This window comes from Streptomyces sp. NPDC052107, assembly GCF_040680215.1.
Taxonomy (GTDB): Bacteria; Actinomycetota; Actinomycetes; order Streptomycetales; family Streptomycetaceae; genus Streptomyces.
Genome location: NZ_JBFAWG010000003.1, coordinates 14,899 through 30,620 on the forward strand (window position 1 = coordinate 14,899; position 15,722 = coordinate 30,620).

A 15,722-nucleotide genomic window follows, 5' to 3' on the forward strand; every position below is an offset into this window, starting at 1 on the left:
AGACGGGACACGGGGAGTGCCTTCAGGTGGCCACAGCGGAGCCGATACGCGCCGACGACGCCGATCCGGGCCCGGGATCCGGCCCGCGAATACGCGTGTCCGCGGCTGATCCGAAGGGTCGCACCGACCACGCGGCCCGCCCTACCGACAGTGATCGTCCCGACCGCCCCGGCGGACGCCCCGACACACGCCCGGACGGCCCCGACGGACCCCCGAACCGGCTCGCGCGTCTCCTCACCGCCGCGGAACCCCTGCGGCAGCGGCTGCTCACGCACCCCGTGCTGTCCATGACGACCCTCGCGGGGGTCCTGCACATCGTCTGGTTCTTCACGTTCGCGAACAGTGGTGGCGATCTCGCGGCGCAGGACGCCTGGGCGGAGTTCGTCGGCCGGCACCCGGACTCGGCGTACAACCTCGCCTGGTACGGCGGCATGCACCCGGTGTCGTACAGCGTGGTGTCGCCGTATCTGATGGCCGTCCTCGGCGTCCGTACGACGATGATGATCGCCGGGACCGTGTCGGCGGGCCTGCTGACGCTGGTCCTGATCCGCAGCCGGGCGGTGAAGAACCCGCTGTGGGCGTCGCTCGCCGGGGTCGTCGCGCTGCTGTGCAACGCGATCTCGGGCCGGGTGACCTTCGGGCTCGGCACGATGTTCGCGCTCGGCGCCGTCGCGGCCGTCTTCTGCTGGCCGTACCGGTGGCGGTACAAACGCTGGGCGAAGGCGGCGGTGGCCGCCCCGCTGGCCGGGCTCTCCACGATGGCCTCGCCCGTCTCGGGCCTGTTCGTCGGGCTCGTCGCGGTCGCGCTGTTCCTGCAGAAGCGGCGGCCCGGCGCCTGGGCGCTGGGGCTCGCCCCGACGGTGGTGGTCCTCGCCTCGTACTTCCTCTTCCCGTTCTCCGGCACCCAGCCGATGACGATCGGCTCGGTCATCCTGCCCCTGCTGTACGGCCTGCTGTGCCTGTTCCTCGTCCCCAAGGAGTGGGTGACGGTCCGGCTGACGGCCGCCGTCTACAGCGTCGGCGTGGTCCTGGTGTGGCTGATCAACTCGCAGATCGGGTCGAACATCTCCCGGCTGCCGATGCTGTTCGCGGGTGCGACGCTGGTGGCCGCGCTGCCGTTCACGGTGCCGAAGTCACGCCAGTGGTACGCGACCGTGCTGGCGCTCCTCGGCTTCGCCGGCTGGATCGGCTTCAAGTCGGTGGACGACATCGTCCACACGACCCCGGCCGCGTCCTGGGCCCGGGAACTCGCCCCGCTCGTGCACCAGCTGCAGAAGGCCGGTGCCGAGAAGGGGCGCGTCGAGGTGGTCCCGGCCCGCTCGCACCGGGAGGCGTCCGCGCTCGCGCCGTACGTCAACCTGGCGCGCGGCTGGAACCGGCAGGCCGACATGGAGCGCAACCCGCTCTTCTACGACGACACCCTCAACTCGGCGAACTACCACGAGTGGCTGCAGCGCTGGGCCGTGCACTTCGTCGTCCTGCCGAAGGACAACCCGGACGGCGACGGCGGCGAGCGCGAGCGGGAACTGCTGCGGCGCGGGATGCCGTATCTGCGGCAGGTCTGGGGCGACGCCAACTGGCAGTTGTTCCGGGTGACCGATCCGACGCCGCTCGCCGAGCCCGACGCGGTGGTGGACCGCGCCGAGCAGGGTGAGATGACGCTTCAGGTGCGCAAGGCCGGGCGGATCCTGATCAGGATCCCCTACTCTCCGTGGCTGAGCATCGTCGACGAGGACGGCAAGAGCCTGAAGCCGCCGCAGGTGGTCTCCTCCGGTCCGCCGAAGAAGTACCGGAACGTCAACGGATGTCTGACGGAGACGCCGGAGGACGCGAACGGGGACAAGTGGACGATGCTGATCGCCCCGCGGGCCGGCACGTACCGGTTGGCCGCGCCGTACCAGCTGCCGCGCGGCACCCCCTGCCCGGACGAGCTGAAGTGACCGTGCCGGGCCTACACCGCGCCGCGTAGTTCGGCGACGTGGGCATCGGTGCCGGGAATCGTCGGGATGAACGGCGCCACCAGCTCCACCCGCCCCAGCCCCGAGCCGGAGACATCCGTGTCCAGCCCGGTGAGGCCGCCCTCCCAGCACTCCCTCGGATCCGCCTCCAGGAACCACAGCAGCGTCACCCGGGTGTCCACGCCCTCGACCTGCTTGACGTAGGTCATGCGGTCGCCCGGCAGGGGGGTCGGCCGGAAGACCGTGACCATGGCCGCCGGGGAGCCGACGAGGCGGCGGGGCAGGTGCCGGGTGCGCAGCCACTCCACCAGTCCGGCCCGCTGCTGCGGCGACTCGCTGTCGATCACCTCCAGGACCAGCCCGGCGTACGGATGGTCGAGGGCGTGGAAGTCGCGCGGGCCCGCGGCGCCGTCGCGGTAGACCGTCGTCTCGTGGTCCTGGAAGGCCGTGAAGACGTGGGTGCGGTCGTGGTAGACGCGGGCGTCGCGGTTGAGGCGCTTGTTGATGGCGACGGTCCACTTCATGTGATCGTCGTAGCGGCCGTCGGTGATCCAGTAGGTGGAGAGGTAGCAGCCGGCCGTGACGGGCTGGGCGACGGCCGACTTCTCGGGGTACCTCAGGAGTTGCAGATCCCGGGTCGCGACCCAGCGGCGGCCCGCGTACATCCAGGGCATGGCCATCGCGCCGGCGTAGTAGTGGTCGTCCTCGTACCAGCGGTTGTAGGCGTACTCGTGACCGGGGTGCGGCTCGACCATGGTGATCAGGGCGTGACCGGGCCGGACGCCGTACGGTCCTACGGCGGCGAGTTCGGCGTACTGCTCGCTGCGGGTCTCGTCGCTCATACGGTTCCCCTTTCCTGCCGTGCCCCATACTCTGACGCTCCGTCAGATAAAGCGCCATACCGCGGGAGGCACCGATGTCCCTGCTCGCAGGCAAGACAGTGGTCGTATCGGGAGTGGGCGCCGGGCTCGGCCACCAGGTCGCCGCGGCCGTCGTACGGGACGGCGGGAACGCGGTGCTCGGGGCGCGCACCGAGGCGAACCTCGCCAAGAGCGCGGCGGAGATCGATCCGGACGGCACGCGCACGGCGTACCGGGCGACCGACATCACCGACGAGGACCAGTGCGCGGCGCTGGCGGAGCTGGCGCGGGAGCGGTTCGGCGGCATCGACGCGGTGGTCCATGTCGCGGCCTGGGACTCCTGCTTCGGTGGGCTGGAGGACGCGGACTTCGCGACCTGGCAGTCGGTCGTCGACGTGAACCTGCTGGGCACCCTGCGGATGACGCGGGCCAGTCTGGCGGGACTGAAGGCGGGCGGAGGCGGTTCCGTGGTCTTCATCGGGACGCAGTCGGCGGTCGCCGCGCCCTCGCAGGTGAAGCAGGCGGCCTACGCCGCCTCCAAGGGGGCGCTGACCAGCGCGATGTACTCCCTGGCGCGCGAGCTCGGGCCGTATCGGATCAGGGTCAACACCGTCCTGCCGGGCTGGATGTGGGGCCCGCCGGTACAGGCGTACGTCCGGTTCACCGCACAGACGCAAGGGGTGCCGGAGGCGGAGGTCCTGGCCCGGCTGGCGGAGCGGATGGCACTGCCGGACCTCGCGACGGACGGGGACGTGGCGGACGCGGCGGTGTTCCTGTCCTCGGACCGGGCGCGGGCCATCACCGGGCAGTCGCTGCTGGTCAACGCGGGGGAGCTGATGCGTTAAGGCACCTCGCGCCCTCGCCGGGCTGTTCATGTAGGTGAACATGAATCATCAAATCGAACATTTTTACTTTGACTTGACCTTACTGTTGCTTGTCGTGTTCATGTGACCGCACCCACGATCGAGCACATGAACAGTCTCGACTGGGCCGTACTCATCGGCTACTTCGGTGTGATGGTCGCGATCGGCGTCTGGTCGCACAAGCGCGTGGACAACGTTTCCGACTTCTTCACGGCCGGCGGCAAGATGCCCTGGTGGCTGTCCGGCATCTCGCACCACATGTCGGGCTACAGCGCGGTCATGTTCACCGGGTACGCGGGCATCGCCTACACCTACGGCGTCACCTCCTTCGTCACCTGGTCCTTCCCCATCGCGCTCGGCATCGCCATCGGGTCGAAGCTGTTCGCGCCCCGCATCAACCGACTGCGCTCCCGGCTCCATGTGGCCTCCCCGCTGGAGTACCTGAAGAACCGTTACAACCTGTCCACCCAGCAGGCACTCGCCTGGTCCGGCATGCTGCTGAAGATCGTGGACGTGGGCGCCAAGTGGGCGGCGATCGCCACCCTGTTGTCGGTGTTCACCGGGGTCACCCTGAACCAGGGCATCCTCATCACCGGTGCGATCACCGCCGTGTACTGCACGATCGGCGGCCTGTGGGCGGACGCGCTGACCGAACTCGGCCAGTTCGTCATCCAGTTGCTCGCCGGTGTCTCGATGTTCGTGGCCGTCGTACTGAAGCTGAACGACAGGCACATCGGCTTCTTCGACGCCTGGAACCAGCCGGCGCTGCACGGTCACGGCAAGCCGCTGGTCGGCCCCTACGGCACGGTGTTCCTCCTCGCCTTCCTGTTCATCAAGCTCTTCGAGTACAACGGCGGCATGCTCAACCAGGCCCAGCGGTACATGGCGACGGGCAGCGCGCACGAGGCCGAGCGGTCGGCCCGGCTGTCGTCCGTGCTGTGGCTGATCTGGCCGGTGGTGCTGTTCTTCCCGATGTGGATGTCCCCGCTCCTGGTCCACGCGCAGAAGCCGGACGGCTCCGACTCCTACGGCCTGATGACCGAACAGCTGCTGCCGCACGGGCTGTTGGGCCTGGTCATCGTGGGCTTCTTCTCCCACACGATGGCCATGTGCTCCTCGGACGCGAACGCGATCGCGGCGGTGTTCACCCGTGACGTGGCCCCGGTGCTCTCCTCCCGTGCCCGGGCCTGGGGCGAGCGCTCCGGCCTGGTCGCGGCCCGCGTGACGACTCTGGTCTTCCTCGGCCTGTCCATGGCGGTGGCGACGCAGGTCAACTCCCCCACGTTCAAGGACATCATCACGGTCGTCATCAAGTGGGTGGCCGGTCTGATGGGCCCGATCGCGATCCCGATGATGCTGGGTCTGCTCCGCCCGTTCCGCCGCTCCGGCCCGACGGCGGCGCTCACCAGCTGGGCGGCGGGTCTGCTGGCGTTCTGGCTGGTGAACTACCCCATCAACTGGAACGTCTCCGGCGGAGTCCCGCTCCAGTACCAGGTCTCGATCCCGCTGGCGGTGTCCCTGGTGCTGTACATCGTCATCGGGTATGTGAAGCCCGAGGAGACGCCCGAGCGCCTCGCCATCATCGAGAAACTCAACACCGACGGGGACGGGAACGCCGCGCCGGCCACGCCGGCGCCGGCGGGGGCGGGGGACGACGTGGTCGGAGCGCCGTAGGGGTTGCTGCCGGGATTCGGGTGCGGGTCCGTCGTGGTCGCTCGCGCCCACGCGGCGGAGCCGCATATCGATACAGTCCCGCGCCCCTGGGGAGTTGCAGCCGACGTCGGCTTCGCGACTCAGGCCCGCGGATACCGGGCCAGCCACCCCGGTGCAGAGCCCGCCGGGCCGTGCAGCGCCGGGCCCTGGGTCATCTCCATCGCGAAGTCGTCGGCGAGTTCCAGCACCGTCGGACGGCCCTCCAACTCCGCCACCCAGGCCGGGGGGAGGGCCGTTTCGCCGTGGAGGGCGCCGAGGAGGCCGCCCGTGAGGGCGCCGGCCGCCGCCGAGGGGCCACCCTGGTTCACCGCCAGACACAGGCCGTGCCGGACGTCCTCCCCCACCAGCGCGCAGTACACCGCCGCCGCCAGCAGCCCGTCCGCCGTACCGTCGCCGGCCAGTTCCTCCACCCGCGTCGGGCTCGGGATGCCCTGCCGTACCGCGCCGAGGGCATGCTGCAGGGCGTCCGAGACGGGCTGGTGGCCGGGCCGGGCGGCGAGCAGGGCGAGGGCCCGCTGCACGGCGCCGTCCAGGCTCTCGCCCCGGGCCAGCGCGTGCACGATCACGGCGTACGCGCCCGCCGACAGATAGGCGAGGGGATGCCCGTGGCTCTGCGCGGCGCACTCCACCGCCAGCTGCGCGACGAGCTGCGGCTCCCAGCCGACCAGCAGCCCGAAGGGCGCGGACCGGGCGACCGCCTCCGGCCCCAGCTCTCCGGGGTTCTTCGGTGACTCCAGCGTGCCCATGGTGTCGTCGCCGAACCCGACGAGCAGCGCCCGGCTCGGATCCCGGCGGGCGTACAGCCACTCCTCACGGGCCAGCCAGCCGTCGTCCTTGCGGCGCTCGTCGGGCCCCCAGTCCCGCTGGGTGGCCGCCCAGCGCAGATACGCCCGGTGCAGATCGGTCGGCGGATGCCACGCCCCGGTGTCCCGCCGGACCTGGGCCCTGATCAGCCCGTCCACGCTGAACAGGGTGAGCTGGGTGTGATGGGTGACCGTGCCGCGCCGCCCGTGCCCGAAGGCCAGGTCGAGCAGACCCTCGGGGCCGTACGTGGCCCGGATCTCCTCCAGGGAAAGCGGATCGGCGGGCCCGCCGAGCGCGTCGCCCACGGCGCCCCCGAGCAGGGTGCCGCGCACCCTGCTGCGGAAGTCCTGCTGCTCGGATCGGCCCCAGACCGCGCCGGCTGTCGCACTCACTCAGACCTCCTCACGGCACCGTCCGTCCGTACGACGCTCAGCACTGTAATCGACGGGGAAGGGTTCGTTCACAGGGGCAAATCATCCCCCAGGGGGTCATTCCCGCGTCATTCCCGCCCGGCCATGAGCGCTTCGACCCCGTCGAGGATCCGGTCGAGCCCGAAGTCGAGCGGGTCGATGCCGGTCGGGTCGAAGGCGCCGTCGGCGATGGCCCGGGTCAGGGCCGGGAACCGGTCCGCGTGGCGTTCGAGCACCTCGCCGGTGAGGCGGTTCCACTCCCGGTCCTCGTCCGCGTCGAAGTCGGCCGTCTGCTGGGCGAGGCTGCGCACCAGGCCGACGACCAGGACGAAGACCTGGTGCCGCTGGGCCGCCGACAGGCCGGTCGGCTCCAGGGCGGCGTGCGCCGCGTCCAGCCAGCCGAGCTGGTGGGGGCCCATGACCTGGCGGCGCATCGCGGTGGCGGCGAGCGCCCAGGGATGGGCCCGGTAGAGGTCCAGGCAGCGGCGGGCCCACAGCCGTGTCCCGGCGCGCCAGTCGCCCTGGGCGACGGAGAGGTCGGGGACCTCGGCGAGGATCGACTCGATCATCAGCTCGACCAGCTCCCCCTTGCCCAGCACATAGCGGTAGAGCGCCATCGCCGAGACGCCGAACCCGGCGGCGACCTTGCTCATCGAGACCGCGTCCAGCCCCTGCGCATCGGCCAGTTCGACGGCGGCCGCGGCGATGCGCTGCGGGGACAGCGTCGGCTTGGGCCCGCGCGTGGGCTGCACCTGTTCTCCCCACAGCAGCGCGAGAGCTGCCCGCGGGTCGCGCGGCGTCTCCTGCTGCCCCTTGCCGCTCCCGGCGTTCCGTCCGCTCTGTCCGTCCCGTCCGGTCACGAGGCCCCTCCTGCTCGACTTCGGCGAAGCCCGTTGACTCCCCCAGTAACTCTATATACCGTAAACCCAACGGAACAGCTGACGGCATAAACTGTTTAGGGGGAAAGCCATGCTGCTGACCTACCGCGCCCTGAAGCGCCGCGCCCTCGCCAAGAGGCTGGCGATCACCACCCCGAACGGCATCGACGAGTCCTCGTACGTCCGCATCGGCGGCATCGACCAGTGGATCTCGGTCCGCGGCGAGGACCGGACGAACCCCGTGATCCTGGAGATCCACGGCGGCCCCGGCGCCTCCAACCTGGTCTTCATCCCGCGCACCCGCGCCTGGGAGCGGCACTTCACGATCGTGCGCTGGGACCTGCGGGGCGCCGGCAAGACCTTCGCGGCCGGCGGCCCCGAGGGCCAGGGCGAGCTGACCCTCGACCGCCTCTACGAGGACGCCCTGGAGGTGACGGCCCACATCCGCACCCGCCTCGCGGTGGACAAGGTCCTCCTCCTCGCCAACAGCTTCGGCACGGTCACCGGCCTCCGTCTGGCCCGCAACCACCCCGAGCTGTACTCGGCGTACGTCGGCACCGACCAGAACGTCGTCGAGGGCGGTCGTGACCCCTCTGCCTACGAGGCGCTGCTGGCCCGGCTGGCGAAGGCGGGCAAGAAGAAGCAGCTGGCGAGGATGGCCGCCATCGGCCCCGACCAGTCGGCCTGGTCGCCGCACGAGTGGGCGGAGTACGCGAAGACGGTGGTCACGACCGACCCGTTGACCTACGACACGATGAAGACGGTTGTGATCCGCTCCCTCTGGTTCTCACCTCTCCACACCCTGCGCGAGCTGCGCACGTATCTGAAGGCCCAGACCTTCTCCGAGCCTCTGGGCCCCCAGGCGATGACGATCGACGAGTATGCCGAGGGCACCGCCTTCCAGCTCCCCTTCTTCGTCTTCCAGGGCGAAAGCGACGTCCTCACCCCACCGCAGCCGGCCCGCCGCTTCTACGACGAAGTCACCGCCCCGGTGAAGGACTTCGCCCTGATCCGTGGCGCGAGCCACTTCGGGTCCTTCCGGCACCCCGACCAGTTCCTGGACCTGATGCTGACCAAGGTGCGGCCGGTGGTGACGGGGGAGGCGGTAGGGCGCTGAGGACGAAAGGCCGGGTCGTGGAGAAGCGGGTTCCGGTCGCCCGAGACGTGGAACTCGCGGGCGTCCGCGCCGAGTCTGCGTGCACCTCCGCCCGGCATCAGCCCCTCCCGCAGCCCGCCCTCTCATTCTGGCGCAATGACCACGCGATAACCGGGCCCGGACAGAGGAGAATTCAGCCATGACCACCAACCCCCCACGTCACACCGGTCTCTGCCTGGCCGCCGGTGTGCTCACCGGCATACTCGCCCTCTACATCGCCCTGGTCGCCCTCGGGAACATCACCGACTTCGGGACGAACCAGCAGTTCGTGCGGCATGTGCTGGCGATGGACACGACGTTCAAGGACGACGACCTCATGTGGCGGGCCGTCACCAGCACCGGCCTTCAGGACACCGCGTACGTCCTCATCATCGTGTGGGAGACGGTGGCGGCGCTGGTGCTGGTCTGGGGGACCTGTCTCTGGGCGCGGCGCAGGGACGACGACTTCGCGCGACGCATCTCCACCTACGGGCTGCTGATGCTGGTACTGCTCTTCGGCGCCGGGTTCATCGCGATCGGCGGTGAGTGGTTCGCGATGTGGCAGTCCAAGACCTGGAACGGGCTGGACGCCGCTACCCGGGTGTTCCTGCTGAGCGGAATCGCCCTGATCGTCAACCAGCTGCCCGCCCGCCGGGAAGCCACTACTTGACGACCGCCACCCTGGTGCCCTGGTCACCGAAGGACCACAGCGCGGCTCCGTCCTCCTTGTGCATGCGGATGCCGCCCAGCTTCTTGCCGTCCGCCGGAGGCGGCGAGGAGCCGTCCAGGGCGTTGGAGAAGGCTATGTTCACGCCCTGCACCTTGGTGAAGTACATGACGTGCTCGATCTCCACCCCGTCCGAGCCCCTCAGGGACGGGGTGCGCAGAGTGATCGAGTAGCGGCCGGGCTGCGGGCTCACCGAACCCCGCCACACCGTGAACGTCCGGAACTCCTTGCCCGTCGCGTCGACCAGCCACACCCGCTTGTCGCCGAGCGAGTACACGATCCGGCGGCCCTCGCCCGACGCGTCCGGCAGCGCGGGCGGGGCCGGGGAGTGCGGCGCGGCGGAGCCGTGGGCGCTCGCCGACGCCGACGGGCTCGGCTTGGCCACGGCGGCCATGGGACGCGGCCCGTGGTCCGCCTGTACGGCGAGGGCGACGACGGCCGCGGTCGCGCCTGCCGTCAGGCCGGTGACCCAGGCCCAGGAGGGCAGTCGGGCAGCCACGGGTACGCATCTCCTCCGCTACGGGGCCCCGCCTCAGGTCGGGGGTCGGATCATCGTACTCAGTCCAGGACCGGCAACAATTCCGGCAGGTGGCCGTCGGAGGCCTCGGCCGCCCGCTGCCGCTCCCGCGGCACCTCGCCGTAGAGCGTGGTGCGCGGTTTCGCCGGGCGACCGGCCGCCTCGGCCACGGCGACCAGGTCGCGGACCGACTTGTACGAGCCGTACGACGAGCCCGCCATGCGGGAGATCGTCTCCTCCATCAGGGTTCCGCCCAGGTCGTTCGCTCCCGAGCGGAGCATCTCCGCCGCACCATCGGTGCCCAGTTTCACCCAGCTTGTCTGGATGTTCGGGATCCAGGGGTGGAGGAGGAGACGTGCCATCGCCGTCACCGCGCGGTTGTCACGGGTGGAAGGGCCGGGGCGCGCGATGCCCGCGAGGTACACCGGTGCGTTCGTGTGGATGAAGGGGAGGGTGACGAACTCCGTGAAGCCGCCCGTCTCCCGCTGGATCCGCGCCAGCGTGCGCAGGTGGCCCAGCCAGTGGCGGGGCTGGTCGACGTGGCCGTACATCATCGTGGAGGAGGAGCGGATGCCCAGCTCGTGGGCCGTCCTCACCACCTCGATCCAGGTGGCCGCCGGCAGCTTGCCCTTGGTCAGCACCCAGCGGACCTCGTCGTCCAGGATCTCCGCCGCCGTGCCGGGGATGGTGTCCAGGCCGGACTCCTTGGCGGCCGTCAGCCACTCCCGGATCGACATGCCCGTCCTGGTCGCGCCGTTCACCACCTCCATCGGGGAGAAGGCGTGCACGTGCATGCCCGGGACGCGGGACTTCACCGCCTTCGCGATGTCGAAGTACGCCGTCCCCGGCAGGTCCGGGTGGATGCCGCCCTGCATGCAGACCTCCACCGCGCCCACGTCCCAGGCCTGCTGGGCGCGGTCCGCGACCTGCTCCAGCGACAGCGTGTACGCGTCGGCGTCCGTGCGGCGCTGGGCGAAGGCGCAGAAGCGGCAGCCGGTGTAGCAGACGTTGGTGAAGTTGATGTTGCGGGTGACGATGTACGTCACGTCGTCCCCGACGGCCGACCTGCGCACGTCGTCGGCCACCCGGCACAACGCGTCCAGCGCCGGGCCGTCCGCGTGCAGCAGGGCCAGGGCCTCGGCGTCGGTCAGCCTCGTCGGGTCGTCGGCCGCCGTCGCCAGCGCCTGCCGTACGTCCGTGTCGATGCGCTCCGGCGCCATGCCGGGGGCGGCCGCCTCGCGCAGCGCCTCCCAGTCGCCGTACACCTCGTCGAAGTCGTCGCGCCGGTCCGCGCCGCGGCCCTCGGTGTCGATCGTGCGGTGCAGGTCCGTGCGGCCGGTCGGGACGAAGGCCTCCTCCGGCTCCTGCCACGGGTGCCCCTCGACGGTCGCGTCCGGGAGGGCCAGGCCCGTCTCCGGGTCGGCCAGCGCGCTCACGTGCGGGCGCAGCCGCGGGTCCAGCCAGGGCTCGCCACGGCGCACGAACTCCGGGTAGACGCAGAGGCGTTCGCGGAGTTCGAAACCGGCCTCCCTGGAGCGTTCGGTGAGTTCCTCGATCTGCGGCCAGGGTCGTTCCGGATTGACGTGGTCGATGGTCAGGGGCGACACCCCGCCCCAGTCGTCGATACCGGCGCCGATCAGCCGCTCGTACTCGGAGTCGACCAGGTTCGGCGGGGCCTGCAGGCAGGCGGACGGGCCCATGATGTGGCGGGCCACGGCCACCGTGGCCACCAGGTCGTCCAGTTCGGCGTCCGGCATGCCGCGCATCGCCGTGTCCGGTTTGGCGCGGAAGTTCTGGATGATCAGTTCCTGGATGCCGTGATAGGCCCGGGAGACCTTGCGCAGCGCGAAGAGGGACTCAGCGCGCTCCTCGTACGTCTCCCCGATGCCGATGAGCAGGCCGGAGGTGAAGGGCACGGAGGAGCGGCCCGCGTCCTCCAGGACGCGCAGGCGTACGGCGGGCTCCTTGTCCGGGGAGCCGTAGTGGGGGCCGCCGGGCTCGGACCACAGCCGGGTCGCGGTCGTCTCCAGCATCATGCCCATGGAGGGGGCGACCGGCTTGAGGCGCTGGAAGTCCGTCCAGGTCATCACGCCGGGGTTGAGGTGGGGCAGCAGGCCCGTCTCCTCCAGGATGCGGATGGAGATGGCGCGGACGTAGGCGATGGTGTCGTCGTAGCCGTGCGCGTCGAGCCACTCGCGCGCCTGAGGCCACCGGTCCTCCGGCTTGTCGCCGAGGGTGATCAGGGCTTCCTTGCAGCCGAGGGCGGCGCCCTTGCGGGCGATGTCCAGCACCTCGTCCGGGGACATGAACATTCCGTGGCCGGCCCGGCGCAGCTTGCCGGGGACGGTGACGAAGGTGCAGTAGTGGCACTTGTCCCGGCACAGCCGGGTGAGGGGGATGAAGACGCTCTTCGAGTACGTGATGACGCCGGGACGGCCCGCCTGTTCGAGACCCGCGTCGCGCACCCGGGCGGCGGACGCGGCGAGGTCGGTCAGGGCCTCGCCGCGGGCCTGGAGCAGCACCGCCGCCTCGCGGACGTCGAGGGCGACGCCGTCCCGGGCGCGTTTGAGGGCGCGACGCATGGAGTTCTCGGTCGGTCCGGTTCCGGAGGTCGCGGAAGTCGTCATCCCTTGAGCATACGTTCGGGCTCCGCCGGTTCAGCGGGTTGGGCTTTGGGGGTGCGGTGCGTTTGTCGGTGCGGGTTCGTCGTGGTCACTCGCGCCCACGCGGCGGAGCCGTATGTCGGTACAGCCCCGCGCCCCTGGGTCAGCTGCGCCGCCCTTCGCCTACAAGTACTCGGCGCATTCGTCCAGCGCCCGCAGCACCTCCGCCTCTCCCGCCGGAGGCAGTTGCACCACCGTCTCCTCAATACCCAACTCGGCGTAGTGAGCCAGCTTGCCCGGGGTGGGCTGGACCGCGTACGGGACGACCTGGAGGGCGGCCGGGTCGCGGCCCGCGTCCGCCCAGACCGAACGCAGCACCGGCAGGGACTCGGTGAGGCCCCGGCCGCCGATCGGCAGCCAGCCGTCGGCGTACTCGGCGATGTGCGCGAACAGTTTCGGCCCGGCCGCCCCGCCGACGAGCGTGCGCGGCCCGACGACCCGGCCGCGCGGCTTGCCCACCGGCTTGGGGTGGGCGTGACTGGCCCGGACTGCGGCGAACTCGCCGTCGTAGGAGGTCGGTTCCCCGGACCACAGCGCCTGCATCAGCCGCACCCGGTCCCGGACCAGTTCCCGGCGGGTGCGCCACTGCACGCCGTGGTCGGCGGCCTCCTCGACGTTCCAGCCGTAGCCGAGGCCGAGGGTGAAACGGCCGCCGGACAGGTGGTCCAGGGTGGCGATCTGCTTGGCCAGGGCGATGGGGTCGTGCTGGGCGAGGAGGGTGATGCCGGTGCCGAGGCCGAGGCGCTCGGTGACGGCCGCGGCCTGGCCGAGGGCGACGAAGGGGTCGAGGGTGCGGGTGTACTCGCGGGGCAGGTCGCCGCCGGCGGGGTACGGCGTCGTCCGCTCCACGGGTATGTGGGTGTGTTCGGGGAGGTAGAGGCCGGCGTAACCGCGGTGTTCCAGTTCGCGGGCGAGCCGTACCGGCGCGATGGTCTCGTCGGTGAGGAAGATGGTGACGGCGATACGCATGGCCCATCTGTACCGGCCCGGGCCTCCACTGTCCATACCGACTGGTCGGCACTGTCCGCGCCGACGGTCGTGAAGCCGCGTGCATGACACCCGTCGGACGCCACTCGCCCGCTCGTTCACAGGCGTTAACGCGCGGACGCGAGAGTGACCGCCATGGCTGAAGACACGCACGGTCACACTCATGGCATCGGCAGACGCGCGCTGTTCGTGACGGGCGCCGCAGCTGCCCTTACGTTGGGAAGCGTGAGCTTCGCAGCGGCGGACGGTCAGCAGCAGGAAACCCGGTCGGTTCGCGGCACCCTGCCGCCCGGCTCCCCCGACTTCGTGTACGTACCGGTCGAAGTCCCCGCCGGCGTACGGCAGATCAAGGTCTCCTACACCTACGACAGGCCCTCGGTCCCGGCCGGCACCCAGGGCAACGCCCTCGACATCGGCCTCTTCGACGAACGCGGCACCGAGCTGGGCGGCCGGGGCTTCAGGGGCTGGTCGGGCGGCGCCCGCACGGAGTTCTTCGTCCGCGCCGACGACGCCACTCCGGGCTACATCCCCGGCCCGGTGCGCGAGGGCACCTGGTACGTCGCGCTGGGCCCCTACACGGTGGCGCCGCAGGGGCTGAACTACGAGCTGACGATCACGCTGACCTACGGCGAGGCGGGCGAGACCCCGCGTCCGGTGTATCCGCCCTCCCGGGCCAAGGGCCGGGGGCGGGCCTGGTACCGGGGCGACTGCCATCTGCACTCCTGGTACTCCGACGGCCGCCGCACCCCGGCCGAGATCGCGGCCCTCGCGCGGGCGGCGGGCCTGGACTTCATCAACTCCTCGGACCACAACACCCACTCGGCGCACCCGCATTGGGCGGACCAGGCCGGCGAAGACCTGCTGATCATGCTCGGCGAGGAGATCACCACCCGCAACGGCCACGTGGTGGCGCTCGGCACCGATCCCGGCACGTTCGTGGACTGGCGCTACCGGGCCCGGGACAACCGCTGGGCCCGCTTCGCGCGGGACATCCGCCGCGCCGGCGGCCTGGTCGTCCCCGCCCACCCGCACGCCACCTGCGTCGGCTGCGGCTGGAAGTTCGGCTTCGGTGAGGCGGACGCCGTGGAGGTGTGGAACGGCCCCTACACCCCGGACGACGAGGTGACGCTGGCCGACTGGGACAACCAGCTGGTCGCCTCCGTGCGGCAGGGGCGGCCCTGGCTTCCGGCCATGGGCAACAGCGACGCCCACCGCGACCCCGACGCGGTCGGCAGTCCCCAGACGGTCGTCCTCGCCGACGACCTGACCCGGGAGGCGATCCAGGAAGGCATCCGCGCGGGACGCTCGTACGTGGCCGAGTCGAAGAACGTGACCCTCGCCTTCACGGTGACGGGCGGGCGCGGACAGCAGGCGGGCATCGGCGAGCGGCTGTCCGTGGCCGCCGACACCCCCGTGACCGTCCGGCTGGAGGTCTCGGGCGCCCCGCGCTGCTCGATCCGTTTCGTGACCGACCAGGGTGTGCTGTACACCAGCGATCCGCTGCCGGTGTCCGGCTCGGGCACGGCGGAGTGGCGTACGACGCCCGCCTACGCCGCGTACGTACGCGCCGAGCTCCGGCACGAGGCGGCGGCGGGGCCGGTGCCGGGCGCGCTGGCCGCCTTCACCAACCCGATCTTCCTCGGGGCTGTTTGATCTGCTCGGTCGCCCACTCGGCCCACTCGCGCCGCATCGCGTTGAAGCGCAGACCGTACTCCAGCGCGATGCGGCCGTACACCGAGAGGTTGCCCTCGTCCCAGTCGATGGAGTCGGCGAGCTGCCGCAGCTGGTCGTGTCCGGCCTGGGACATGGCGGTCAGCTCGGTCAGGTAGGCGCGGGCCTGCTCGGGGCTGAGCACACCGAGGAAGAAGACGCGCAGCAGGATGTCGCTGCGGATGACCCGCTGGGGAGGGACCTCGGTCAGCCAGTGGCGCAGCTCCGCCATGCCCGCGTCGGTGATCTCGTACTCCTTGCGGCCGCGCGGACCCTCGGCGGCCACCGTGATCAGCCCGGAGCCCGCCAGTTTGGTCAGTTCGGTGTAGATCTGGCTCTGGGTCGCGGGCCAGACGTTGGCCAGCGAGGTCTCGAACGTCTTCAGCAGGTCGTAGCCACTGGCGCGACGGTCCGACAGCAGGCCGAGCAGGGCGTGTCTGAGACTCATGCCGCCATCCTACATTCCACTGTTGACATGTCGAAGACCGACCTTCTAC

The 15,722-nt window shown here is 70.9% G+C and carries 13 protein-coding genes; 6 read left to right on the forward strand and 7 right to left on the reverse strand.

Translation table 11 applies throughout. The annotated features are described in order from the left end of the window. Positions 1-26: 26 nt before the first annotated feature. Positions 27-1,940, forward strand: coding sequence for an MFS transporter (locus AB0M27_RS03810; protein ID WP_365717575.1), 1,914 nt, complete (start codon positions 27-29; stop codon positions 1,938-1,940). Between the two features lie 11 nt (positions 1,941-1,951). On the opposite strand, the gene AB0M27_RS03815 is transcribed toward AB0M27_RS03810, so the two are convergent. Next, entirely contained in the window at positions 1,952-2,800 is an 849-nt protein-coding gene (locus AB0M27_RS03815) for a hypothetical protein (RefSeq protein ID WP_365717577.1), read from the reverse strand. A gap of 74 nt (positions 2,801-2,874) precedes the next feature. Between AB0M27_RS03815 and AB0M27_RS03820 the strand changes: the two genes are divergently transcribed. Together AB0M27_RS03820 and AB0M27_RS03825 are read left to right on the forward strand one after the other, a co-directional pair. Further along, positions 2,875-3,663: an SDR family oxidoreductase gene (locus AB0M27_RS03820; RefSeq protein ID WP_365717579.1), complete on the forward strand. Its 789-nt coding sequence runs from the start codon at positions 2,875-2,877 to the stop codon at positions 3,661-3,663. 126 nt (positions 3,664-3,789) lie between these two features. Then, positions 3,790-5,355, forward strand: a complete 1,566-nt coding sequence (locus AB0M27_RS03825; RefSeq protein WP_365717581.1) for a sodium:solute symporter family protein — start codon at positions 3,790-3,792, stop codon at positions 5,353-5,355. A 119-nt stretch (positions 5,356-5,474) separates the two neighbouring features. Here the strand turns inward: AB0M27_RS03825 and AB0M27_RS03830 are convergent, their stop codons facing one another. Together AB0M27_RS03830 and AB0M27_RS03835 are read right to left on the reverse strand one after the other, a co-directional pair. Further along, entirely contained in the window at positions 5,475-6,590 is a 1,116-nt protein-coding gene (locus tag AB0M27_RS03830) for an ADP-ribosylglycohydrolase family protein (protein WP_365717583.1), read from the reverse strand. Between the two features lie 107 nt (positions 6,591-6,697). After that, entirely contained in the window at positions 6,698-7,468 is a 771-nt protein-coding gene (locus AB0M27_RS03835) for a TetR/AcrR family transcriptional regulator C-terminal domain-containing protein (RefSeq protein WP_365717585.1), read from the reverse strand. Positions 7,469-7,577: 109 nt separating this feature from the next. On the opposite strand from AB0M27_RS03835, the gene AB0M27_RS03840 reads away from it, so the two are divergent. Beyond that, positions 7,578-8,603 (forward strand): alpha/beta hydrolase, encoded by a 1,026-nt coding sequence (locus AB0M27_RS03840; RefSeq protein ID WP_365717587.1) that lies wholly within the window; start codon positions 7,578-7,580, stop codon positions 8,601-8,603. Between the two features lie 178 nt (positions 8,604-8,781). Next, complete coding sequence (locus AB0M27_RS03845) at positions 8,782-9,291, forward strand: DUF2165 domain-containing protein (protein ID WP_365717589.1); 510 nt, start codon at positions 8,782-8,784, stop codon at positions 9,289-9,291. Here AB0M27_RS03845 and AB0M27_RS03850 read toward each other — a convergent pair. From AB0M27_RS03850 to AB0M27_RS03860, 3 genes are all read right to left on the reverse strand, one after another. Further along, positions 9,284-9,847 carry a hypothetical protein gene (locus tag AB0M27_RS03850; protein ID WP_365717591.1) on the reverse strand — a complete coding sequence of 188 codons (564 nt, stop codon included), beginning with the start codon at positions 9,845-9,847 and terminating at the stop codon, positions 9,284-9,286. The genes AB0M27_RS03845 and AB0M27_RS03850 overlap by 8 nt on opposite strands. Positions 9,848-9,906: 59 nt before the next feature. Then, the gene (locus AB0M27_RS03855; protein ID WP_365717594.1) at positions 9,907-12,492 is read right to left on the reverse strand and encodes a bifunctional FO biosynthesis protein CofGH; all 2,586 of its coding nucleotides are present in this window, start codon (positions 12,490-12,492) and stop codon (positions 9,907-9,909) included. Positions 12,493-12,651: 159 nt separating this feature from the next. Next, entirely contained in the window at positions 12,652-13,497 is an 846-nt protein-coding gene (locus tag AB0M27_RS03860; protein WP_365717596.1) for an LLM class F420-dependent oxidoreductase, read from the reverse strand. A 153-nt stretch (positions 13,498-13,650) separates the two neighbouring features. Here AB0M27_RS03860 and AB0M27_RS03865 point away from each other — a divergent pair, with 153 nt between their 5' ends. Further along, positions 13,651-15,168 carry a CehA/McbA family metallohydrolase gene (locus tag AB0M27_RS03865; protein WP_365717598.1) on the forward strand — a complete coding sequence of 506 codons (1,518 nt, stop codon included), beginning with the start codon at positions 13,651-13,653 and terminating at the stop codon, positions 15,166-15,168. Here AB0M27_RS03865 and AB0M27_RS03870 read toward each other — a convergent pair. After that, a complete protein-coding gene (locus tag AB0M27_RS03870) occupies positions 15,137-15,673 on the reverse strand; it encodes a PadR family transcriptional regulator (protein ID WP_365717600.1) in 537 nt (178 codons plus the stop codon). The genes AB0M27_RS03865 and AB0M27_RS03870 overlap by 32 nt on opposite strands. Between the last annotated feature and the right edge of the window lie 49 nt (positions 15,674-15,722).

Coding starts and splice junctions, on each gene's coding strand:
- AB0M27_RS03815 (WP_365717577.1), bottom strand. CDS start 2,800: ATGAGCGACGAGACCCGCAGCGAGCAGTACGCCGAACTCGCCGCCGTA.
- AB0M27_RS03820 (WP_365717579.1), top strand. CDS start 2,875: ATGTCCCTGCTCGCAGGCAAGACAGTGGTCGTATCGGGAGTGGGCGCC.
- AB0M27_RS03825 (WP_365717581.1), top strand. CDS start 3,790: ATGAACAGTCTCGACTGGGCCGTACTCATCGGCTACTTCGGTGTGATG.
- AB0M27_RS03840 (WP_365717587.1), top strand. CDS start 7,578: ATGCTGCTGACCTACCGCGCCCTGAAGCGCCGCGCCCTCGCCAAGAGG.
- AB0M27_RS03845 (WP_365717589.1), top strand. CDS start 8,782: ATGACCACCAACCCCCCACGTCACACCGGTCTCTGCCTGGCCGCCGGT.
- AB0M27_RS03855 (WP_365717594.1), bottom strand. CDS start 12,492: ATGACGACTTCCGCGACCTCCGGAACCGGACCGACCGAGAACTCCATG.
- AB0M27_RS03860 (WP_365717596.1), bottom strand. CDS start 13,497: ATGCGTATCGCCGTCACCATCTTCCTCACCGACGAGACCATCGCGCCG.
- AB0M27_RS03865 (WP_365717598.1), top strand. CDS start 13,651: ATGGCTGAAGACACGCACGGTCACACTCATGGCATCGGCAGACGCGCG.
- AB0M27_RS03870 (WP_365717600.1), bottom strand. CDS start 15,673: ATGAGTCTCAGACACGCCCTGCTCGGCCTGCTGTCGGACCGTCGCGCC.